This window comes from Undibacterium sp. FW305-107, assembly GCF_058788535.1.
The window spans coordinates 367246-388952 of record NZ_JBYTAV010000008.1; the positions used below are offsets into that span (position 1 = coordinate 367246).

The 21707-nt window shown below is 47.9% G+C and carries 23 protein-coding genes and 1 tRNA gene; 13 read left to right on the plus strand and 11 right to left on the minus strand.

What is annotated here, in order from left to right:
- Positions 1-58: 58 nt before the first annotated feature.
- Positions 59-706, minus strand: coding sequence for a response regulator (locus AC3WQT_RS19625; RefSeq protein WP_492706242.1), 648 nt, complete (start codon positions 704-706; stop codon positions 59-61).
- A 166-nt stretch (positions 707-872) separates the two neighbouring features.
- Here AC3WQT_RS19625 and greB point away from each other — a divergent pair, with 166 nt between their 5' ends.
- Positions 873-1421, plus strand: a complete 549-nt coding sequence (gene greB, locus AC3WQT_RS19630) for a transcription elongation factor GreB (RefSeq protein ID WP_492706244.1) — start codon at positions 873-875, stop codon at positions 1419-1421.
- Between the two features lie 26 nt (positions 1422-1447).
- Positions 1448-2800 (plus strand): DUF3422 family protein, encoded by a 1353-nt coding sequence (locus AC3WQT_RS19635; protein ID WP_492706246.1) that lies wholly within the window; start codon positions 1448-1450, stop codon positions 2798-2800.
- 9 nt (positions 2801-2809) lie between these two features.
- Here AC3WQT_RS19635 and AC3WQT_RS19640 read toward each other — a convergent pair whose 3' ends face one another.
- From AC3WQT_RS19640 to AC3WQT_RS19655, 4 genes are all read right to left on the minus strand, one after another.
- On the minus strand, positions 2810-5113 hold the full coding sequence (locus tag AC3WQT_RS19640) for a RelA/SpoT family protein (RefSeq protein ID WP_492706248.1): 2304 nt from the start codon (positions 5111-5113) through the stop codon (positions 2810-2812).
- A gap of 63 nt (positions 5114-5176) precedes the next feature.
- On the minus strand, positions 5177-5380 hold the full coding sequence (gene rpoZ, locus AC3WQT_RS19645; protein ID WP_186946559.1) for a DNA-directed RNA polymerase subunit omega: 204 nt from the start codon (positions 5378-5380) through the stop codon (positions 5177-5179).
- A gap of 44 nt (positions 5381-5424) precedes the next feature.
- Positions 5425-6069 carry a guanylate kinase gene (gene gmk, locus AC3WQT_RS19650; protein WP_492706250.1) on the minus strand — a complete coding sequence of 215 codons (645 nt, stop codon included), beginning with the start codon at positions 6067-6069 and terminating at the stop codon, positions 5425-5427.
- A 128-nt stretch (positions 6070-6197) separates the two neighbouring features.
- The gene (locus tag AC3WQT_RS19655; RefSeq protein ID WP_492706290.1) at positions 6198-7100 is read right to left on the minus strand and encodes a YicC/YloC family endoribonuclease; all 903 of its coding nucleotides are present in this window, start codon (positions 7098-7100) and stop codon (positions 6198-6200) included.
- Positions 7101-7242: 142 nt separating this feature from the next.
- On the opposite strand from AC3WQT_RS19655, the gene AC3WQT_RS19660 reads away from it, so the two are divergent.
- The 8 genes from AC3WQT_RS19660 to AC3WQT_RS19695 all read left to right on the plus strand — a co-directional run bounded on the left by AC3WQT_RS19660 (position 7243) and on the right by AC3WQT_RS19695 (position 15521).
- Complete coding sequence (locus AC3WQT_RS19660; RefSeq protein ID WP_423010887.1) at positions 7243-8256, plus strand: serine/threonine protein kinase; 1014 nt, start codon at positions 7243-7245, stop codon at positions 8254-8256.
- Positions 8257-8352: 96 nt separating this feature from the next.
- Entirely contained in the window at positions 8353-9288 is a 936-nt protein-coding gene (locus tag AC3WQT_RS19665; protein WP_162041117.1) for a PP2C family protein-serine/threonine phosphatase, read from the plus strand.
- A gap of 5 nt (positions 9289-9293) precedes the next feature.
- Positions 9294-10031: a ribonuclease PH gene (rph, locus tag AC3WQT_RS19670; RefSeq protein WP_492706252.1), complete on the plus strand. Its 738-nt coding sequence runs from the start codon at positions 9294-9296 to the stop codon at positions 10029-10031.
- A 22-nt stretch (positions 10032-10053) separates the two neighbouring features.
- Positions 10054-10644, plus strand: a complete 591-nt coding sequence (gene rdgB, locus AC3WQT_RS19675; RefSeq protein WP_492706291.1) for an RdgB/HAM1 family non-canonical purine NTP pyrophosphatase — start codon at positions 10054-10056, stop codon at positions 10642-10644.
- A complete protein-coding gene (gene hemW / locus AC3WQT_RS19680; RefSeq protein ID WP_492706254.1) occupies positions 10641-11900 on the plus strand; it encodes a radical SAM family heme chaperone HemW in 1260 nt (419 codons plus the stop codon). The genes rdgB and hemW overlap by 4 nt, the downstream gene beginning before the upstream one ends.
- 280 nt (positions 11901-12180) lie before the next feature.
- A complete protein-coding gene (locus AC3WQT_RS19685) occupies positions 12181-13371 on the plus strand; it encodes an EAL and HDOD domain-containing protein (RefSeq protein ID WP_492706256.1) in 1191 nt (396 codons plus the stop codon).
- The gene (locus AC3WQT_RS19690; protein ID WP_492706257.1) at positions 13372-15390 is read left to right on the plus strand and encodes a putative bifunctional diguanylate cyclase/phosphodiesterase; all 2019 of its coding nucleotides are present in this window, start codon (positions 13372-13374) and stop codon (positions 15388-15390) included.
- A 41-nt stretch (positions 15391-15431) separates the two neighbouring features.
- A tRNA-Ser gene (locus AC3WQT_RS19695) sits at positions 15432-15521 on the plus strand.
- Between the two features lie 209 nt (positions 15522-15730).
- Here AC3WQT_RS19695 and AC3WQT_RS19700 read toward each other — a convergent pair.
- The 3 genes from AC3WQT_RS19700 to AC3WQT_RS19710 form a co-directional block, all read right to left on the minus strand.
- Positions 15731-16177 (minus strand): phage baseplate assembly protein V, encoded by a 447-nt coding sequence (locus tag AC3WQT_RS19700; protein WP_492706258.1) that lies wholly within the window; start codon positions 16175-16177, stop codon positions 15731-15733.
- A 158-nt stretch (positions 16178-16335) separates the two neighbouring features.
- Positions 16336-17151 carry a DUF6602 domain-containing protein gene (locus AC3WQT_RS19705; protein WP_492706259.1) on the minus strand — a complete coding sequence of 272 codons (816 nt, stop codon included), beginning with the start codon at positions 17149-17151 and terminating at the stop codon, positions 16336-16338.
- 87 nt (positions 17152-17238) lie between these two features.
- Positions 17239-18534, minus strand: coding sequence for a hypothetical protein (locus tag AC3WQT_RS19710; protein ID WP_492706261.1), 1296 nt, complete (start codon positions 18532-18534; stop codon positions 17239-17241).
- Positions 18535-18892: 358 nt separating this feature from the next.
- Between AC3WQT_RS19710 and AC3WQT_RS19715 the strand changes: the two genes are divergently transcribed.
- A complete protein-coding gene (locus AC3WQT_RS19715) occupies positions 18893-19069 on the plus strand; it encodes a hypothetical protein (RefSeq protein WP_492706262.1) in 177 nt (58 codons plus the stop codon).
- Position 19070: 1 nt separating this feature from the next.
- Here the strand turns inward: AC3WQT_RS19715 and AC3WQT_RS19720 are convergent, their stop codons facing one another.
- Both AC3WQT_RS19720 and AC3WQT_RS19725 read right to left on the minus strand, forming a co-directional pair.
- On the minus strand, positions 19071-19223 hold the full coding sequence (locus AC3WQT_RS19720; protein WP_492706263.1) for a hypothetical protein: 153 nt from the start codon (positions 19221-19223) through the stop codon (positions 19071-19073).
- Between the two features lie 119 nt (positions 19224-19342).
- Positions 19343-19492 (minus strand): hypothetical protein, encoded by a 150-nt coding sequence (locus AC3WQT_RS19725; RefSeq protein WP_492706264.1) that lies wholly within the window; start codon positions 19490-19492, stop codon positions 19343-19345.
- A 198-nt stretch (positions 19493-19690) separates the two neighbouring features.
- Here AC3WQT_RS19725 and AC3WQT_RS19730 point away from each other — a divergent pair, with 198 nt between their 5' ends.
- Together AC3WQT_RS19730 and AC3WQT_RS19735 are read left to right on the plus strand one after the other, a co-directional pair.
- The gene (locus tag AC3WQT_RS19730) at positions 19691-20773 is read left to right on the plus strand and encodes a hypothetical protein (protein WP_492706266.1); all 1083 of its coding nucleotides are present in this window, start codon (positions 19691-19693) and stop codon (positions 20771-20773) included.
- A 71-nt stretch (positions 20774-20844) separates the two neighbouring features.
- Complete coding sequence (locus tag AC3WQT_RS19735; RefSeq protein ID WP_492706267.1) at positions 20845-21402, plus strand: hypothetical protein; 558 nt, start codon at positions 20845-20847, stop codon at positions 21400-21402.
- A 42-nt stretch (positions 21403-21444) separates the two neighbouring features.
- Here AC3WQT_RS19735 and AC3WQT_RS19740 read toward each other — a convergent pair.
- Positions 21445-21707, minus strand: a 263-nt coding sequence (locus AC3WQT_RS19740; protein ID WP_492706269.1) for a phage virion morphogenesis family protein, incomplete at its 5' end; no start/stop codon positions are given.

Consider the following 21707-nt stretch of genomic DNA (forward strand, 5'->3'; position numbering starts at 1 on the left):
TTTGCTTTGCCAATGACCTTGCTAACAGGAGTATTGCTGACGACATCAACATTGCCGTTTAATCTACAAGCTGATTTTTAATGGCATAGTGCGTTAATTCAGCATTGTGCCGCAATTTCATCTTCAATAGAATTCTGGACCGGTATTCGCTAATGGTTTTTACAGAAAGTGACAATTCTTTCGCGATATCACTGACCGACTTTCCGGAGGCGATCAAAGTCATGGTTTGAAACTCACGATCCGACAAGGTTTTGTGCAGCGCATCTTCATGCTCCTGATTCAGATTATTGGCCAGTTCCTGCGCCAGTTGCGTGCTGATGTATTTCAAACCACGGGCCACCTGGCGTATAGCCTCCAGAATCTGAGTACTACTGCATTGCTTGTTCAGGAAGCCTGAAGCGCCAGCCTTCAGCGCACGCACGGCATACTGGTCCTCCCTATGTATGGAGAACATCAGCACGGCAATAGAGGGCTTTTCTGACTTGATTTGCTTCAAAACCTCAATACCATTCTTGTCCGGCAGGGCAATGTCGAGCAGCATGACTTCAAAATCCAGCTGGCGGCTCAGACGTATCGCCTCCAGCCCGGCTTCTGCCTCTGCAATAACCGCGATATCTGTTGTGGTCGAGATAATGCTTTTTATCCCTTCCCTGACCACGGCATGATCATCGACGATGAGTACATTAATTGCTGCTTTTTCTGTCATGCAAAATCCATTTTCTTGTTCAGGCGACCTGACATTAGCTGGCAAGCTATCGGTAGTGATATTGAATGCTAATGGCAAGCAGAGTATTCGTCTATTTTATAAGCTAAGTGTGGGCTTTCGGTGCCACAAAGAAAATTATTTTGATCAACTCAATTACAATGTACAGATGAGCAAAGCATTTATCAAAGAATCTGATCCGGACGACGAAGAAGAATTCGGCGCGCCAGCCATTCCTGCGGGTGTGAAAAATTACATGACGCCGCAAGGGCATCAGCGCATGAAGGATGAGTTTTTACATCTCATGGACGTGGAACGCCCCGAGATTGTCAATATCGTGCACTGGGCCGCCTCGAATGGCGACCGTTCAGAAAATGGCGATTATATCTACGGCAAGAAGCGCTTGCGCGAAATCGACAGGCGCATACGCTTTTTGACCAAGCGCCTCGATATTGCGGAAGTATTTGATCCCCGAATTCATCATGGTTCTGATCAAATTTATTTTGGGGCCACGGTCACCTATGAAAACCAGCATGGTGAAGCGCATACTGTCACCATTGTCGGTGTTGATGAATTTGACCCCCTGCAAGGCAAGATCAGCTGGATTTCCCCAGTGGCCAGAGCACTTATCAAGGCCAGGGTTGACGATACAGTGACATTGCGTACGCCAGGAGGAATAGAGGAGTTGACCATACTTGAGGTCAATTACCCGGCATAAGATTTCTAATTTCCTGATTAATCCACATGTCTATTGCTTATTCCAAACTCAACCATCCCTTGCGCGTGCCACTGGCCGCCGAAGTTCATTCCCGCCCCTCGTTGCGTCTGCATGCACCTGAGACGTTGACACACCTGGCCATTTTTGCCAGGAGCGACGCTCATCTCGGTGGCGATAACTTGCTGACCCAGCAAGTCATACTGGGTGATTTTTGCCGGCACTTTGCAGTCGCCAGTCCATCAGGCGACGCCAAGTATTTCTTCCATGATTTTGGTCGTTTCCGCCTTAAATGGGAATGCCATACAGAATTTGCCACCTATACCTTTGTAGAAAACCAGGCCGAGCAGCAAGACGAAACCCCGCCAGAGGCGGAGTTGGCGCAGGTATTTGCGAATGCACCGATTCGCCATTTGCCACAACAGTGGTTGTTTGAATTGCAAGAAAAAGTCATGGTGGCGACCCATGTGGCACTTATTCCTGCCGCACAGGAATTTCATCCCCCTTTACCGGTAAAGCAGATATTTGAGGGCGGAGTGGTGGTTGGTAGTGAAGTCTTGAGCCGTGGCGAAGTGTGGACAGATTTTCTGATCCAGGCTGACGGTTTCAGCCGCTTTGTCGTCAAGGACAATGGCTTTCTGGACCAGCAGGCAGGTCGTACCGTGCAGCGATTGCTGGAGATAGAAACATACAGAATGATGGCTTTGCTGGGTTTGCCACATGCGCAAAATGCTTCTTTTGTGTTGAATGACATAGAAAGTGAACTGGTTACCCTGACAGCAGCCATGACCATGGCGGGCAATGGTCACGGTGAAGCAAGTTCTACTGATGCAGAGCAAAGCTTGCTGCGTCAAATCATAGACCTGGCCGCCCGCACAGAAAAACTGGCCCTGGAAAACAGTTATCGTTTTGCTGCTTCCAAGGCTTATTTCAAACTTGTGCAATCGCGCATAGCCGAGCTGCGTGAGTTCAGGATAGAGGGTGTGCCTACTATCGGTGAGTTTATGGACAGGCGCCTGGCACCTGCCATGAATACCTGTGAAGCAATTGTTCGCCGCCAGGAAACGCTGGCAGAGCGTATTGCGAATACCAATGATTTGCTGCGCACCAGGGTAGGTATCGTCCAGGAACAGCAAAACCGCAAGATACTACAAAGTATGAACGCCCGCGCCGGTCAGCAATTACGTTTGCAGCAGGCTGTCGAGGGCTTGTCTGTTGTGGCGATCAGCTATTACATGACTGGCCTGGTCTATTATGCGGGCAAGGGTCTCAAGGCAATGGGTCTGCCCATCAATCCAGATATTCTGGCTGGCTTATCACTACCTGTGATTGCTGGTGTGGTCTGGTGGGGGTTGCGCAAAATGCACAAGACCATACACTGACAATCAGTGTTAGCCGTGTTCCCTGATGATGCGCGTTACACCAGTCAGATGTTTGATGTTACGCATGATCTTTGCGAGATGGGTGCGGTCTTCTATCTGTATCGTGAAGTGAATATTGGTCATGTCATTGGCGTCGCCATCTTCCATGTTGACATGGCTGATATTCGCATCTGACTCACCAATTTCTGCAGCGATGCGGGCAAGGGCACCGCGTTCATTCGTCACAGTGACCGCAATGCGACAATCAAAGCGGCGGTTCAGGTCCTCACCCCAGTTCACGTCTATCCAGCGGTCTGGCTCTTTGATATGCAGGCGCTTGGCGTGTTCGCAATCATCTGTATGCACCACCAGACCCTGGTCGCGCTTGAGCTGGCCGACGATGCCATCGCCAGGTATCGGCAGGCAGCATGCTGCCAGTTGTACCGACAAACCTTCGCTGCCATAAATAATGACAGGGTCACGTTTATTATTGATCTTGTCACCAAATTGCTGGAAGGGAATGGACGGTGAATCATCTTCCACCAGATCCAGTATGTGTCTCGCTACCAGCGCTGCCATGCGTTTGCCTATACCTATGTCGGTATGAATTTCATCCAGCGATTTTGCACTGGATTCATTGAGCAGTTTATCTACCAAGGACGTTGGCAAGTCTGGATTCAAATTCACTGACACCAGGGCCTGCGCCAGCAATTGCTTGCCTAGTTCTGTCGACTCATTCAGGTTGATCGTGCGCAGATAGTGGCGTATCGCCGACCTGGCCTTGCCTGTGCGTACATAAGTCAGCCAGTTTGGTGTAGGGCGCGAATTGGGCGAAGTGATGATCTCGACGATATCGCCATTCTTCAATTCAGAACGCAGCGGCACCGGCTCGTGATTGATGCGGGTGGCTATCGCCTGGTCACCAATATCGGTGTGGATGGTGTAAGCAAAGTCCAAAGCTGTTGCTCCGCGTGGCAGGGCAATAATTTTGGATTTTGGTGTGAAGACATAGACAGAGTCAGGGAACAAGTCGATTTTGACGTGTTCCAAAAACTCGGCAGAATCGCCAGTCTGTTTTTGTATGTCCAGCAAAGATTGTAGCCACGCGTGGGTGCGTTGCTGCAAGTCAGTCAGGCTGCCTTCTTCATTCTTGTACAACCAGTGCGCAGCCACGCCAGATTCAGCCACATGATGCATATCACGTGTGCGTATCTGGAATTCGACTGGCGTACCGTAAGGGCCAATCAAGGTGGTGTGCAGGGATTGATAGCCATTGGTCTTGGGGATGGCAATATAGTCCTTGAACTTGCCCGGCATGGGCTTGTACAAGGCGTGCAAGCTGCCAAGCGCATAATAACTGTCACGGAAATCGCTGACGACAATACGGAAACCATACACATCCAGAACCTGGGAGAAACTCAGGTGCTTGTCATGCATCTTGCGATAAATGCCATACAGGGTTTTTTCGCGACCATAAACTTCTGCCTTGAGGCCAGCTTCGAAAAGGGCTGTTTTAACCGCATCCATGATCTTGTTGACGACTTCGCGACGGTTGCCACGGGCAGCTTTGACCGCTTTTGACAGGGTGCGATAGCGCATGGGGTAGAGATGCGAAAACGCCAGATCCTGTAACTCACGGTAAATATTATTCAGGCCCAGTCTGTGCGCAATAGGCACATACACATCCATGGTCTCGCGTGAGATGCGGCGCTTCTTTTCCGCAGACATGAAGTCCAGGGTGCGCATATTGTGCAAACGGTCTGCCAGTTTTACCAGAATCACGCGCACGTCTCTCGCCATGGCGAGCAGCATCTTGCGGAAGTTTTCTGCCTGGGCCTCTATCTGGCTCTGGAATTCTATTTTTTCCAGTTTGGAAAGGCCGTCAACCAGGGTAGCGACTGGCGCGCCAAAGCGCTCAATCAGCTCGTCTTTCTTGACGTCCTGGTCTTCCATGACGTCATGCAGCAGAGCAGCCATGATGGCTTGCACATCCAGCTTCCACTCGGCACAAATTTCTGCCACAGCAATGGGGTGAGAGATATAGGGTTCGCCAGACTTGCGTACCTGGCCCAGATGCATTTCATCAGAGAAGCGATAGGCTTCCTTGACCAGCTTCAATTCGCTGGCCGACATGTATTCACTGATGCGGTTGGTTAATGCAGTAATGGAAGCGACACCGGTATTCGTCGATGATGCACGGATACTATCTATCTCATCCAAAGGGGAGCTGTGCTTATTGATGCTACTGGCGGGGCTGCGCATGGCAGCCAGCGCGACTGAAGCTGAATCGGCCGGTTTGCTTTCCAGAGATGAATGACTGTCATTGAGGTTCATTCTGTGATTCCCGGCCGGATAAAGGCTTAAAGAAGGGGCGGCTAAGAATGCAGGTGCGGCGGTTTACACCGGCACTTTTTTCAACATTTCTATACCGATTTTACCTTCAGCGATTTCACGCAGGGCGATGACCGTAGGTTTGTCTTTAGAGTCAACCTTAGGTGTGTGACCTTGCAGCAATTGGCGCGCGCGGTAAGTAGCGCACAGTGTCAACTGGAAGCGATTAGGGATTTGTTTCAATGCATCTTCAATGGTAATACGTGCCATATTTTTTCCTCAATACTAAAAATTCACTAAATTGGGTTTGCGAATTAATTCGCGTTGGCGTGAATGCCAAGTTGGGTAAACAGCTCGTAGTGGCGTGTTGCCTGTTGTGCAAATCGGCAGCGCGTGGCTTTCACGATTGCATTCAATTCTGACAAGGCTGTTGCAAAGTCTTGATTAATAATAACATATTCGAACTCTGGGGAGTGCGCCATTTCACCGCCAGCAGCCAAAATCCGCTTGGTAATGACATGCGGTTCATCCTGGCCGCGTTTTTTCAGGCGCTCTTCAAGTGCGGGAATGGATGGCGGCAAGATGAAAATGCCAACAGCACCAGGGAACTGCTTTCTGACTTGCTGCGCGCCTTGCCAGTCTATTTCCAGCAAAACATCGGTGCCTGAGCGCATCTGGTCTTCTATGATAATGCGTGAAGTGCCATAGTAATTGCCAAATACTTCTGCTGACTCCAGAAATTCACCTTGCGCCTTGCGCGCCAGAAAATCTTCCGGTGTGGTGAAATGATATTCCCGGCCATCTTGCTCTCCCGGGCGCGGCGTGCGGGTAGTGTAAGAAATCGACAGTTTGATGGCCGGTTCCTGTGCCAGCAAAGCATTTACCAACGAAGACTTACCCGCACCAGAGGGGGCGGCGACCACAAAAAGACTGCCAGCAGTCGTATTATTGGTTTTCATGGCGTTCCTCCGGTAGGGTTAATTCAGGTCATCAACAAGACAAAATTGGGCTGCATACTCCAGCCAGTCCTTTATCTCGACATATGCCCAGAGAAAAAGAGTGCGGGAGTATAAGCAAATGCGCCTGTTTATTCAAGGTTTTGCACTTGTTCGCGCATTTGTTCTATGAATAACTTCAATTCCATGGATGCATCTGACAATTCCTTGGAGGCTGCTTTGGAGCCCAAAGTATTCGCTTCGCGGTTCAATTCCTGCATCATGAAATCCAGTCGCTTGCCAACCTGGCCGCCTTTTTTCAGTATATGTCTGGTTTCTGTCAGGTGGGCCGACAGGCGCGCCAGTTCTTCTGCCACATCTACACGTATGCCGTACATGGTCACTTCCTGACGGATGCGGTCCAGTGCTTCTTCTCGGGTGATGGTCTGGCCAGCATTGTTGCCGCTGGACTGTAAAGCCAGTCCTAAAGCCTCTTCCAGTCGGGTAGTGGCTTTTTGCTGGAATTGCTGGACTATTTGCGGCATCAGGGGCGTGATGCGGGTAACGATTTCTTCCATGGCCGCGATGCGGCTCAGTAATACCTGTTCCAGCGCTGCGCCTTCGCGTTCACGGCTGACGACGAATGCTTCCAGCGTCTTGTTGATGGTGTCATTGATGGCAGTCTGCAAGAATTCAGCATTGATTTCGCTTTCTTCTATGACGCCGGGCCAGCGCAGGATTTCATTGGTGCTCAAAGGCGTCGCATCAGGGAACTGCTGCTTCAGATTGACCTGGAAACTCGCAAGCTGCTCAAGTAAGTTGGTATTGAGGCTTTTATTATGCGTTTCTGTCAGTTTTTTACCAAAACTGAAACGGCATTCCACTTTGCCGCGCGCCAGCTTGCGCGTCAGTGCTTCGCGAAACTGCGATTCAACCGAGCGAAACTCATCATTAATACGAAATTGCAGGTCCAAAAAGCGAGAATTAACGCTTTTGATCTCTATGGTAATGGTGCCAGCATCGGTTTCATTGGTGCTGGTGGCATAACCTGTCATGCTGAAAATGCTCAAGGTAATTCCTTAAAAAAGCGTGAACTGTGTACTGGATTGGCAAAATTGCGCATTAGACACTAGGATATTCTTTACAAATACCGCAATAATCAACACAATCCGTTTTGTATAGTGAATTGGACGATTGATGGCCGCACAAAATAACGCACCTCTGCCAGATGGACTGGAAATTGCCGGATACCGCATTGTAAAGAAAATTGCGTCCGGTGGCTTTAGTATTGTATATCTGGCTTCTGACGAAGATGGCAACGCAGTTGCAATTAAAGAGTATTTGCCCAGCTCTCTGGCTTTACGCCAGCAAGGCGAACTGGTGCCGGCAATCTCGAATGAGAACTTGCCAATTTACCGCATAGGATTAAAGTGCTTTTTTGAAGAGGGTCGTGCCCTGGCACGTATCTCACATCCGAATGTGGTCAGCGTTATCAATTTCTTCCGCGCCAATGAGACTGTGTACATGGTCATGGCCTATGAATCAGGCCGCTCATTGCAAGAGCACATCCTGCGTCGTCGCGACAAAGGTGAAAAACCGCTGGTGTCAGAGCGTTTTATCCGCCGCATGTTCAATCAGGTCATGAATGGCTTGCGTGAAGTGCATACCAATAAGTTGTTGCATCTGGATTTAAAACCGGCCAACATTTACCTGCGCCTGGATGGTACGCCCATTTTGCTGGACTTTGGCGCTGCCCGCCAAACCCTTAAAACTGACATACCCAAGCTCTACCCAATGTATACTCCGGGTTTTGCTGCGCCAGAGTTGTATTTAAAGAATGGCAATCTGGGGCCATGGACTGATATTTACAGTATCGGTGCTTCGATTTTTGCCTGCATGGTAGGCGCGCCACCACAACCGTCAGACCAACGCAAGACCAGCGACAAGATGGAAGGGCACTACCGTAAGCTGGAGGGTTTATACTCTACAGAATTGATAGAGGTGGTCCGCTGGTGTCTGCAACTAGACCCGCTGGAGCGTCCGCAAAGCGTGTTTGCCCTGCAAAAAGCCCTGGCTATCCAGGCACAGCCGCAGCGTGAATTGACCTTTATGGAAAAAGTGACACTGAAGTTCAAGACCCTGATAGGCAGTGCAAAAAGAAAAAAAGTCGAAAGCGATCATACAACCATACAGGAAAGTACCCTGAATTGAATATGTTGCGTATTCGCCGCTGGTCAGCCTGGAGCTAAAGTAGTTTATTCTCAGGTCTGTTTTTATAAATAATCAATATAAAGTTTTAAAAATCTCATGCGTTTTTCCGTTTATCAAGAAAGTCATATTGGTGGCCGCAAGGTTAACCAGGATCGAATGGGCTACAGCTTTACCCGCGATTCGATTTTGCTTTTGCTGGCGGATGGCATGGGTGGTCACATCATGGGCGAAATGGCTGCTGCCATCGCCATGCAAACCATAGGTAATTTGTTCCAGCAGCAAGCCCACCCCATGATAGGGCGGCCTGAACGTTTCATGGAAGACAGCTTTCTGGCTGCGCATCAGGAGATACATCGCTATCGTGCCATTAATAATTTGCCAGAAACACCACGCACTACCATCGTTGCCTGCCTGATACAAAATGGCTATGCCTACTGGGCACACTGTGGTGATTCACGTCTGTACTGGATGCGTCAGGGGCAGATTTTATTGCGTACCAAAGATCACTCCCGTCTGGAAACCCTGATCGCTCAGGGTAAGGTTGATCCGGCAGAAAGACATACCCATCCCGACCGCAACAAACTGTTTAACTGCCTGGGTGCACCCAATGCACCTATCGTTGAATTATCACGCCGTGCGGTGTTGCAGCCCGGCGATTTGCTGTTGCTGTGTTCGGACGGTTTATGGTCAGTCTTGCCAGATCATATGCTGGCGCAGCGCCTGCACGACCACACGATCGTACGTGCCGTACCTGAGTTGATACGCTCAGCGGTCGATATCGCTGGCAAGCAAAGTGACAATGTCACAGCCCTGGCCATGATGTGGGAAGGCGATGACCGTATGGATAATTCAACCATCATCTCGACCAACACCTTGCCGATAGGCTCGGTCACTACTACCATACAGGCACCAGTCGACGCAGAAATTGAAACCACCGATGGTGATGTATTCAACGACGCTGAAATTGAAAAAGCCATAGCAGAAATTCGCAACGCGATCCACAAATCATCACGCATCACCTCCAAGAACTAAACATCATGTCAAATTCATTTCGCCCTAGCGGGCGCGCACCGGACGCACTGCGCCCGGTGGTTATCAGCCGCCATTTCACCAAGCATGCAGAAGGTTCTGTTCTCATCGAATTTGGTGATACCCGCGTTATCTGCACTGCCAGCATAGAAGACAAGGTCCCTGGCTTTTTAAAAGGCAAAGGGCAGGGCTGGATGACCGCAGAATATGGCATGCTGCCACGCTCCACCCATACCCGTATGGACAGGGAAGCAGCCAAGGGCAAGCAATCTGGCCGCACGCAAGAAATCCAGCGCCTGATAGGCCGCTCCTTGCGTTCTGCCTTTGATCTGGAAGCCTTTGGTGAACGTACCCTGCATATCGATTGCGATGTGATCCAGGCTGATGGCGGAACCCGTACTGCATCCATCACTGGTGCCATGGTTGCTGCCTATGATGCGTTTTCCAAACTGGTAGAGCGTGAAGTCATTCCTCGCGTACCACTCAGGCATTTTGTTGCGGCGATCTCGGTGGGTGTCTACCAATCACATCCTGTGCTGGATCTTGATTATCCTGAAGATTCTCAATGTGACACAGACATGAATGTCGTCATGACAGAACATGGTCACTTCGTTGAAGTGCAGGGCACTGCAGAGGGCGAAGCGTTTGACCGTATGACCATGAACACCCTGCTGAACCTGGCGCATGACGGCATCGCCGATTTGATCGCCTTGCAAAAAGAAGTATTGGGTTTGCAGGTAAGCTGATTGGAATCACAAGTATATGAGTATGAGCAAAAACCAGAAAATAGTCCTGGCCTCGAATAATCAGGGCAAACTCAAAGAGTTTTACCAGATACTGTCACCGCTGGGCATAGACCTCAGGGCGCAATCTGAGTTTGAGGTGCCTGAGGCTGAGGAACCATATCCCAGCTTTGTAGAAAATGCCCTGACCAAGGCCAGGCATGCATCCCGCCTGACAGGCTTGCCAGCACTGGCCGATGATTCCGGTATCTGCGTCAATGCCTTGCAAGGCGCGCCTGGTGTTTTGTCTGCCCGTTTTGCCGGTGAGCCCAAGTCTGATTTTCGTAACAACCAAAAACTCATTATAGATTTGGCTGGCATAGCAGACAAGTCAGCCTATTATTACTGTGTACTGGTTTTCGTCCGTTCAGAATTTGATCCCCAGCCTGTGATTGCTGACGGTGTCTGGGCAGGTGAAATTATTGCAGATGCCCGTGGTGAAAATGGCTTTGGTTATGATCCACACTTTTTCATCCCTAGTTTGAACAAGTCTGTCGCCGAACTCGCAGCAGCAGAAAAGAATCAATTGTCGCATCGTGGGCAAGCCTTGCGCGCCCTTGTTGAAAAACTGAAATGATACCCATCAAGCCCATAGCGGTAAGCCAGCCTGTACAAAAAAAATCACCGGACCTGTCGAATATACCCGGTGACGTGGCCAGCCAGTATCTTGCGCCAGGTAGTTTGAACCTCACGCAATTGCCGCCGCTATCGCTGTACATCCATTTCCCCTGGTGTGTGCGCAAATGTCCTTATTGCGATTTCAATTCGCATGAAGTCAAAGGCAGTTTCGACGAGTCAGCCTACCTGGATGCCATGCGCGCCGACCTCGAAGCCGCTTTACCACTGATCTGGGGTCGCAAGATCTACACCATCTTCATCGGCGGGGGTACGCCCAGCCTGATGTCGGCAGCAGGTCTGGACAGATTGCTTTCTGACGTGCGTACGCTATTGCCACTGGATGGCAATGCAGAAATCACCATGGAAGCTAATCCCGGCACCTTTGAAGCAGAAAAATTTCGCTCTTATCGCCAGAGCGGCATCAACCGTTTATCGATAGGCATACAAAGCTTTAACTCCAAACACCTGGCTGCTTTGGGCCGTATCCATGATGGCGACGAGGCCCGTCGCGCAATAGAAATCGCGCAGGCGAATTTTGATAACTTCAATCTCGATCTGATGTTTGCCTTGCCAGGCCAGACGCTGGATGAAGTAAGGGAGGATGTGGAGACTGCTATCTCTTTTGCGCCACCGCACCTGTCCTTGTATCACCTGACGCTGGAGCCAAATACTTACTTCGCCAAGTTCCCGCCGGCCATACCTGATGATGACCTCAGCGCAGAAATGCAAGACATCATCCATGGTCGCATGGCTGCAGCAGGCTATGGCAATTATGAAGTCTCTGCCTATGCGCAAGCGGGCAGGGCATCCAAACACAATTTGAACTATTGGAATTTTGGTGATTACCTCGGCATAGGTGCCGGTGCGCATTCAAAAATATCCTTCCCGCACCGCGTAATACGTCAGGCACGCTACAAGCAACCAAAGGCTTATATGGATGCCATGGCTGCTGGCAACTGCGTACAAGAGTCGCATGAAATTCCTGTGGATGAAATGGGTTTTGAATTCATGTTGAATGCATTGCGCTTGCAGCAGGGCTTCAAGGTCAACCTGTTCCAGGAGCGCACAGGCATGTTGCTCAACACCATAGAAAAAGAATTGCTGATTGCTGAGAATAAGGGCCTGCTCTACCGCGACCATGAAATCATTTGCCCAACGCCGCTGGGCAAACAATTTTTGAATGATCTGCAGCAGATTTTTCTGGGCGGCGACTAATTCACCTGCATAGTTCACGCAATAAAGCATGGTATTTTTACCACATGCTTTATTGGTGAAATCTAAAATATCTCCTATCCTGATAGCTGCATGGCAGTATTCACAACAGCTGCTGCAAAATCAACAATTCGGCGATTTTGCGCTTGTTTTCTGGCAATTGTGTCAGATTAGGCTCACCAAGTATCAAAATACCTCACCTGTCGCTTTAAATTGTGTTGCAATTGGTTAAGTCCCAAACTAATATCTCTACCAATTTTTGTAACATTTGAAGTCTTTCTTTATGACTCTTGCTCGTGGAATTGGCACTTTTTTGCCCGTGATGAATAGCAAGCAGCAGTTGCTTGCCTTGCAAACTGATTTTGGTGCTTTGCCAGTCAGTGATGTCATTGCTTTGCTACAGTTTTTGCATGAAAAAGAAATCTTTTCCAGGCTTTCTGGTATTTCTGTTCTGGTTAAAATCACAGACCCACTCTTGATCCCGGCAGACATCGATACTCGCCTGCCACTAGCACGCATACTTTTGTGTGTGCCAGTAAAAGCTGCCGAAGATAAAGAAGTGCAAACCAGGCTTAAATATTTCAGTTCGCATGGTGCCCGGATTGTTGTCGATGATTTGCAAACGCACGACCATGCCATCTGGGAAGGCGCAAAAAAAATCAGCGTTGACTGCAGCAAGGATATTCCCGCACACGTCAAACCCTTGCTGCTGCGCCTGCATGGCGGCAACCATCTGGCGCAACACCTGCCACATGCAGCCTTGCAAGAGCAGGCCAATGAAGCCGGTTTTAAATGGTTCTCTGGCGATTATGCATTTCACCCACCCGTCAGTAACAAGGCCGCCGATGCGACAGCCAGAACGCGGCTATTGAAGCTGCTGGGCCTGGTTGCACGTGATGCCGAATCGCGTGAGCTGGAAGAATTATTTAAACAGGATGCGACACTGTCTTTCATGCTGTTCAAGCTTGTCAGTTCTGCTGCCTTTGCACAAACCGTGCGTGTCTCCAGCTTTGGCCAGGCCATCAATTTGCTGGGCCGCCGGCAGTTGCAGAGATGGTTGCAATTATTGCTGTATGCACGTCAACAAGATCATCATGGTGGCTTGAATCCACTGATGCCACGTGCCGCTTTCCGCGCCAGCCTGATGGAGGCAATTTACCTCAAGCGTGGTGGCAACAAGGATGAGCTTGACTGCGCCTTCATGGTCGGCATGTTTTCATTACTCGATAAACTGTTCGGTAATCCTCTGGTTGAAGTCTTGCAGCCCCTCAATCTGAATACAGAGGTGCTGGATGCCTTGCTACACAAGTCCGGCGCACTGGGTAAAAGCCTGGATCTGGTCGAAAGAGCAGACCGGCCTCTCAAGGACTTCGATCCAGGCTTGATAGAAGAACTTGGTCTGACCGCGGATGATTATTATGACTGCATGATCACTGCTTATGCCTGGGTGAATCAGGTTTGCCAGGACATGTAGATGACTTCTTTGCATGCGATAGATGAACTTGAAGTCGGTGCCAGTCTTGGTGAAGCAGTGCTATGCCTGCAAGGTGAGGAGCTGGATGCCGCTTTAAATCGCATCGTCAAAGAAGTTTTTCATGATGCCAATGCAGCATTCAAACGCGGCAAGCTGGATGAACAAAAGACGCAAACCGATGTGCTGTGCATGGCTTCACCTGAAACTTATTACATCTTATCCGGCAAAAAAGGGCAGATCAACGAAGCCGATCTGAGCAAATTAAATACCCTCGCCAGCCTCACGGCCAAACTGTTTTCCAAACGCGCAAAACTTGATCAGGAATTGCAGGCCTCTGCCCAGGCGCAGTGGCAACAAACCCAGATCATAGACCAGATACATGAATCAGTTGTTACCATGGACTTGGCTGGTTTCATCCTTAGCTGGAACCGTGGTGCAGAGAAACTCTTTGGCTATACAGCGCAAGAAGTCATCGGCACCAATATCCTGTTTCTGTATGACGATGAAGATGAGTCGGGCGTACATCTGTATGACAGTTTTTTGGAACACGGCGGCCGTGAGATGGAAGTCCGCCGCAAAAAAAAATCCGGCGACGTCTTCTGGGCCAGCCTCAGCCTGTCACCTCTGTGTGATGCCCATGGCCTGCCCATAGGCATCATCGGCTACCTCAGTGACATTACTGACCGTAAGGAAGCAGAACAAAAAATCAATCACCTTGCTTATTACGATGGCCTGACCAATCTGCCCAACCGCAGCCTGTTCCGCCAACTCGTTGATAATGCACTGCTGCATTCGCAAAGAAATAACACCAGCGCCGCCATCATCTTTCTTGACCTGAACCGTTTCAAGCTCATCAATGACACCTTGGGGCACGAAGTAGGCAATGAACTGCTACGCCAGGTGGCAGCCCGGTTCTTGCTGACCCTGCGCGAAAACGACATCGTTGCCCGCCTGGGTAGTGACGAATTCGCTATAGCAGTACTCGACATCAACCAGCATTTTCATGCCAGCCTGGTGGTGCAAAAACTCTTGCAGGCATTGAACGATGCTTTCATTGTCTCCGGCCATGAATTGCGTGTTGGTGCCAGCATAGGCATCAGCGTTTTCCCGCAAGACGGCAATGACGCCAATGCCTTGCTGCAAAAAGCCGACATCGCCATGTACAAGGCCAAACGCAGCGCTGGCAATGTGTCCGGCAGCTTTGTTTTTTACAGCGACAGCATGAATCAGAGCATCGCTGGAAGGCTGTATTTAGAATCCAGCATGCGCAAGGCCCTGGAAAACCAGGAATTCTATTTACAGTACCAACCCAAGGTCGACATACAAAGCGGCAAGATCATCGGTGCAGAAGCCTTGCTGCGTTGGCAGCATCCAGTAAAAGGCCTGATCTCACCGGCAGAATTCATCCCCATCGCCGAAGAAACCGGCTTGATCCTGCAAATCGACGCCTGGGTACTGGAAACCGCCTGCGCCCAAGCCAGAGAGTGGCAAGACAGCGGCATAGCGCCGTTTCGCATCGCAGTCAATGTCACGGCGAGAGAATTCACCAACAGCCTGCCACTGCGCGTTAAAGAGGCCCTGCATCGCTATCAGATTTCCCCGCAATGGCTGGAACTGGAAATCACCGAAAGCATGCTCATGCACAGCACAGAAAGCGTGATCGCCATCATGGAGCAAATCACCGCCCAGGACGTCGTGCTGGCTCTTGATGATTTTGGTACCGGCTACTCCAGCCTCTCATACCTCAAACGTTTCCCGATAGACACGCTTAAGATAGACCGCTCATTCATCCTCAACATCCCCACAGACCAGAACGACTGCGCCATTGCCAGCGCCATTATCATGATGGCCAAGCAACTCAAGCACAAAGTCATCGCAGAAGGCGTAGAAACCCGCGAACAACTGGCCTTCCTCATCAACGCCGGTTGCGACGAAGTGCAGGGCTACCTCTACTCCAGACCCGTCAGCCCCCAGCAATTGCTCACTTTGCTGGATAAAAATTTCCATTTCGAGATTTGACCCTTGCCCAAGCATCGCACAAAGGTTATACTATGCGGCTCGGAAGCTTGGCAGAGCGGTTGAATGCACCAGTCTTGAAAACTGGCGAGGTGTTATAGCCTTCGTGAGTTCGAATCTCACAGCTTCCGCCAACGAATACGAAAAAGCCCTTGATGAATAATCAAGGGCTTTTTTTGTGCATTTTTATTAATTTCATTATAAGAAATCAATGAAAATAGCAAAAAGCGGGCATGGTTACGGAGACTGCCGTCTGCAACTTGAAAAGCGGCACAAAACTTTGCACAAGTTTGCACGCAAATTTGCATTTTCTATTTTAGTGTGTGAGTACACCGGGCTACTTTCATCTACACCTGCCGCCGCAGTCGTTACGCAGTTCCAGCGTGGTATTGCCAACTACAAAGCTAAATTTGTCCTCTGCAGGTAAAGCGATGATGTAGTGATGCTCGGCGTGATTGTAATCAGCCGTCACGCCGTCTGGGTATTCGGTGCGGGTGTTGTCTGGGTTGGTGTCAGGTGCGGGGTTATGGTTGCTGCCAATGCCTGGCAAGACCACACCGCCCGCGAATTCACCAGAGGGTGAAAGTAAAACGCATTGCTCGCCCACCGTTGGCGGGTTCCATGTCTTTGTTTTGCCAGCGCGTGCCGTTGCCATGGGCAAAAAGCCGGTTTTGATATCGCCAATTTGCAGGCGCACTTGTGGTACGCGGCCGTGTTTTACTTCGGCAATGGTGCCAAAGCGGACGAGATTTTGCAGGCGGCGGGAGAGGTCGGCAAGGGTGAATTCCATGCCGACTATGGTGATGTGACCGGGCTAGCCAGTCACGCGGGGAGGGGTTGCTATGGGGCTTAGTAACTCAGTCGCGTTTACGCGTGCGCGAGGAAGTCTTTCTTACTGTGGAAGCCACCCGTTGAGTAAGCTAATTCAGAAAGAGCAAGCATTAAAAACTATTTGCCAAAAACAATATCAGAAAACGAAATATTTAGCGTGTTCTGCCAATCTATTGGAATCAACTCTATCCAATTCAACGCTTGCAAAAGCAAAACTAGCCCAAGTCCAAAGGCTTGTCCTTTCACATGCTCAACTTGGAGGCCTGAATAGAACTTCGGATCGAAAAAAATCGCACCTTTAATACCGTCTGGGCCAAGTTTAGCTGATTGGGTGGCGATGTAATCGCTTCCAAGGATTATTAGGTCAGGAGTGTAGTCACCGGAAAACGTCGTTTTGGATTGCAATCCATTTGAGTGTTTCGCAATTATTGCGCAGTATGGTTGGTTTTTTCTTGGCGGATACGTTCTGGGCCAATCTCTAACTTTTCCATTGTAGGAGGGACCATTTTCTTCATACTCTGAATTAATTTTGCTTTTACGCGATAGAATATGGTTTTTGATAGTTTGTATTTGTTCGGTTGCTTTGGTTAAGACAACTTCATCGTCTATCGAATGCTTGCACTCTATATATGCGTATACAGCCTCAACGGGAATTTGCTCTTTCAAAGAATATTGTGATTTTTTCGAAGATCTCAATGTTGGGCAGCTCATCTTGTCGTAGATGATAATGTCGTCCCCGGCACTTCTTCCGTCTTCCGTTATGATGAAGCCTCTACATACGCCATATTTTTCTGGAAGTATATCCTCTAAAAGCAGGCACATTGCGATTTCAAATTCAGTACCTAAATCGAAGTTATATATAGCTTCAATGTAAGAAAGTCTTGCTTCGACTTTTCTTGATAGTCGATCAATGTAGCCGCCATATCCAGTCATTTGTATTTTCCGAGTGACGTATCTGATTTATGGGCTGCAACTGAAAACAGTCCGTTTGCATTCGCGACTTGTGAAGCGTAATGATTCTTACACGGATTTTTCTGAGTCATCTGGAATCGGTTTTGCTTTTGCCAATTTCTTGGGGTCAATCTGTATTTCAGAATCGCCAATTTTTATTTTCGCGGCAGATGCTGTTCCAAGGATTGCGGATGCAAGTTGATCGAGTGGATGGGACAATGGTTCGCTTTTCTCTCTTGAGTCACGAAACAAATTACTGCTCAAGCTATCTAACAACTCTTTAGGCATCGTAGTGCCTTTTGCATCTTTCCATTCCAGACTGGTTTCAACAATCCAACTACCTCTTTCCATGTCAAGTTCAAACTGTTTTAGTTGAAATTCTGTCTGTGCGTGTTGCTCAAACCATCGATTTTGCCAGCGTATATAGTAAAGAATAGTGCCCACGAAACCAATGGAATACAGAATCTGTTTTGAAATCTGCAATAGAAATACATAAGGGCTTTGCTCAACGTTTAGATCGCGCATGAAATCCATAACAGCGAAACTTAACATACCTATAAAGAATACTGCCAGTAGTATCATCGATACGGCAACGGGTTTTCGGAGGCCATTTGTTCCCGTTGTTAATTGAAATTTTTCTTGTCTACTTTTAATTTCTGCGATGATGTCTTTTCTGATTTGTCTCCGTGCGTGGGTATTGCTTTTGTCATCAAGAATGGTCTTTTGATGTTCAAGTTCAAGCTCTTTTTTTGCTAAATCATCGTTTTGTTTTTGACGTAATTGTTCTAATGCAAGTCGTTCAGAATTCACTTCATCTCTAAGTAACTTTTCTTTTTCAATAAATTGATTGTCGATCTTTTCCCGATATTGGTGTGTAGTTTGGATGAGCTCCGTGTTGACATTCTCTAGTTTATCTAGTGTTGACGCATGTATTGCTTGAAGCTCAAATTGCGCCGAAGGACTGCCTTCAGATGGAACTCTTCCGGGTTCAAATGCTTTGAGTTTGGAAATTATTAACGATACTAATTTGAGTATTTCAATAGATTGGGGTGAGTTTTGTTCCCTTGTAAATCGTAACATGTCAAAAAATGGCGATCGTGGCACGTGAAAGCCACCACGTTCGAAATGAATTGTAAAATTTTGGACTGTGAAAGTGAAAAGCCGGACTAAATGGCTGTTCTGAGTCTCAATGTAACTAAGTTCTGCGTTCTCGGCATAATCACGAGGGTCAAGTGTTGGGCTGACGTCGCCGATACATTTATAAGTTACCGACACATTTTGGGTTCCAAAGAGATTGGCAGCATCTTTTAAACACTGAAACAATACTTTATCTTCAAGTTTTGGGATAAACATCTCATGCGCCATATTGATTCCTTAAACGTTAAATTTCTATTTAGCTTGCTGCTGTCAGATGTGCTCAGGTTCCCTTTTACCTAATATAGCCATCCAATAACAGGACGGCAATATTTTTGTCTAACAATAAGAAGTGCTTTTGATGAGATTGGCCGTGCCGATTAAGAAATCAACACTGCCAACTTTAGAACCGCATTGGCATATCATCTTGCCGTAGCCTCAATCATTCCATTTCCCCGGGCTTTGAAGATGTAGCACTTCATTGACTTGCCAGCGATGGCGCTGTTGACGACGGTGTTTTTTTTGGTAGGGGTTGTATTTGCTTAAGGGGATGTTGCGGCGGATCTCCTGGTGGTTGGGGAGGGGGATTTTGTTTTCTTGGACGAGGCGTGCCACTTCGTTGATGTTGATGGCGATGGTGGTGGTGTCGCGGGCATGGTTGGTTTTTATGCCGAGGTTGTTGAGTTCTTCGATGGCGTCCCAGAATTCTGTGATGATGGTGGGTTCGTCTGGCTCTGTGCTGCCGACGGTGACCAGGCTGGGGTAATCTAGCAGGATGCAAAGCCCATGGCTTTGAGGGCGTCGATTTGCAGGCCGCGCAGGCGTTCAAAGCTGGCGCGCAGGTCTTGGAGTTTGGAAAAGGCAAAAGAGGGTTGTGATGATGCAGCTATTGCAGACGCAATAGGGGTATGAGCAGCCATGATGGCCTCCTGATGGTTTTTCGTTGAATTTCACCCCTGTTGAGAGGGTGGCCAGGTACTTCAACACCGCCATCAGACGGCCCGCAACTTTCCCCTTGCGGGTCTTGTATCGTTACGCGCTACCCGGCCATAGGGAAACCTATGGACGTAAAAAAACCACGACTTTCGGGCGCGGGTGGTTGGCCGCTGACGGTATTAGGTGTGTTCAGCACCTGGCGCAAGCACAGCTCAGGTATGGGTGGTTTGGCAATGTGTATGGTTATGAACACTAAAGTTTCGTAGTAGTAAGTAATTAACAACAATTAACCATTAGTACACATAATTCATTTGCCAAATTTAAATATAAATTCGTTAATGATATACACCCTGCTCGCGTACAGCTACAGTATTTTGTACTTCAGATCAGAGTGCAATAAAAAACACTTGTTTTGCGAGGTATGTTTATCAAGTAAGTAATCGAGGTTTTTATGCAGAATACCAAATATTATCGTGGGCGTTATTTTTTGGTTTTAATTCCATTTAGTTTTGTAATAGGAACTGGGATAGGATATTTAATAGCGTTACTTTCTGCAATCCAACCATCTTACGTACCTCTTATATCCTCTATTGTTGGGTTGTTGGTCGCCCTATTCATCCCTTTTTGGCAAGTAAGAGCGGTAAATATTCCAAAATTGTCTGTCGAATTAACTGCAATTAAAAGAACTGTTAGCGATTTGGCGCTGATTTCAATTGACGACGAAACTGAATTGCGGTCTTTAAAACCGACCTCAACTCCAAGTTTTTTAGTTTCAGATGAGCTTCCCGACTGGATAAGTCCAAATCAAAGAATCAATAAGCGAGGTTATACGCTATCTCAAACTGAGGAACTATTGGTAGACGCGAAGCGAAGACTGATAGATTTACCAGCTCTAATTGAAGAGAGAAAAAAAGATCTTGATAACGTAAAGTCGATTACAACAATTAGTAAATATGAATGTGATCGATTAAATAGGCCACTCACACCGGAAGTAGATTTTGATTCAACTGATGTACAAATCACTCTTTCAAATTTAAGAGTTGGGTATCAAAAGCGTCTGGAAGATATGGAAAAACGGTATGCGGATCTTCAAACAAATATTCCTGCAATGGAACGTCGAATGGAAATTCTTCGGAAGGAGTTGGTTGATAATCGTTCTTTCTTTACGGTCTCTGCATCGCTCATAAATTCTGGCAGATCAAATACAGCCGTAAAAGTTCCGGCTTTGCTAAGAGTATCGGTTGGGGAAGGTAATTACATTGATCTAAAGCTTACCTTGAAGGATTTTGAAAACAAGTCTGAGATTTCGGCGAGTGGAACAAGGATTGCAATTTTTGAGTCTTCAGAGATGTCAACATTGCCAGAAGAGGATCGCAAATTAATCAACACATATTGGGGGCAATCTGTTAGCGCTCGTTTACATCTGGAAGATATTCATTCAACGGTTTATTCTTCCAACACAATTGCATTTGCTGAGGGGTTATACCAGAAAATAATTTATGACCGCTTGGCCCGTGCGGCAAGCGATGTTTAAATTAGGTACGATACGACCGTTGCGTTGTTCGTGACTCTTTATAGAAAATCAAATAATTAATCAGGGAAAAAATGTTTGAATATGATGATGAAGCGCTGCATGAAGAAGTGAAATTAGCAATGGCGGCTGCGTATGAAAAATTTGTCCTTAAGTGGGATATGCGGCAGGATAAATCCGCGTTTGTAAAATCTTGGGGACCAGTGCTAAATCGTTTCTCAGCTTTGGAAATCAACGCAGCTAGTGACTACATTTTTAACGAGTTTCGCCGTGCGCCAGTTCCAATTGAATTCATAGAGCTTTGTACCCGTGTTCGCGCTCAACGCCCATTGACAGAACCGATCGTCTCAAAAATTGAAAGGATGGCGTATTTAATACTTGCAAGTGACGATTTTAGTGATGACCAGATTTCATTTTCAGAAATTGCTGATGCTTGTCAGATAGCCGCCGTAATTGCTTCATTGAAGGAATACAAAAAGACGGTACCAGGCATTAAAAAAGAATTTATTCTTCAGGAACTAAATGGACGCACATCAATGTTTTTCCATGAGGCATTAAATTGGCAGAAGGATGCAGACGAAGACAAGGGATATTGGAGCGATACATTTAAAAACAATTCCTATAGAAAGTAGACCTGTTAGTTAGTCGGTGCAATAAAAAGAAATGCAAGTTTGTTAAATTAATACCAAATTTACCCAATGATTGATTAAATCTCGATCCGATAAAATCAATCCTAAAACCCTCCTTTCCTCATACTCAGTATCACCCCCGCCCGCCACAACCCTATCCCGCAGCCCGAATTGATGCACCCGCGCAGTACGGGCTACGCGGCCATAGAAACCCACTTCCAGCCCGTTGCCTGTAGTGGTCAAGTAAATCAGGACAAAGAAATAGGAGTTTTTACGGCGTAATGACGTTCGAAGACAGAGGGAGATAA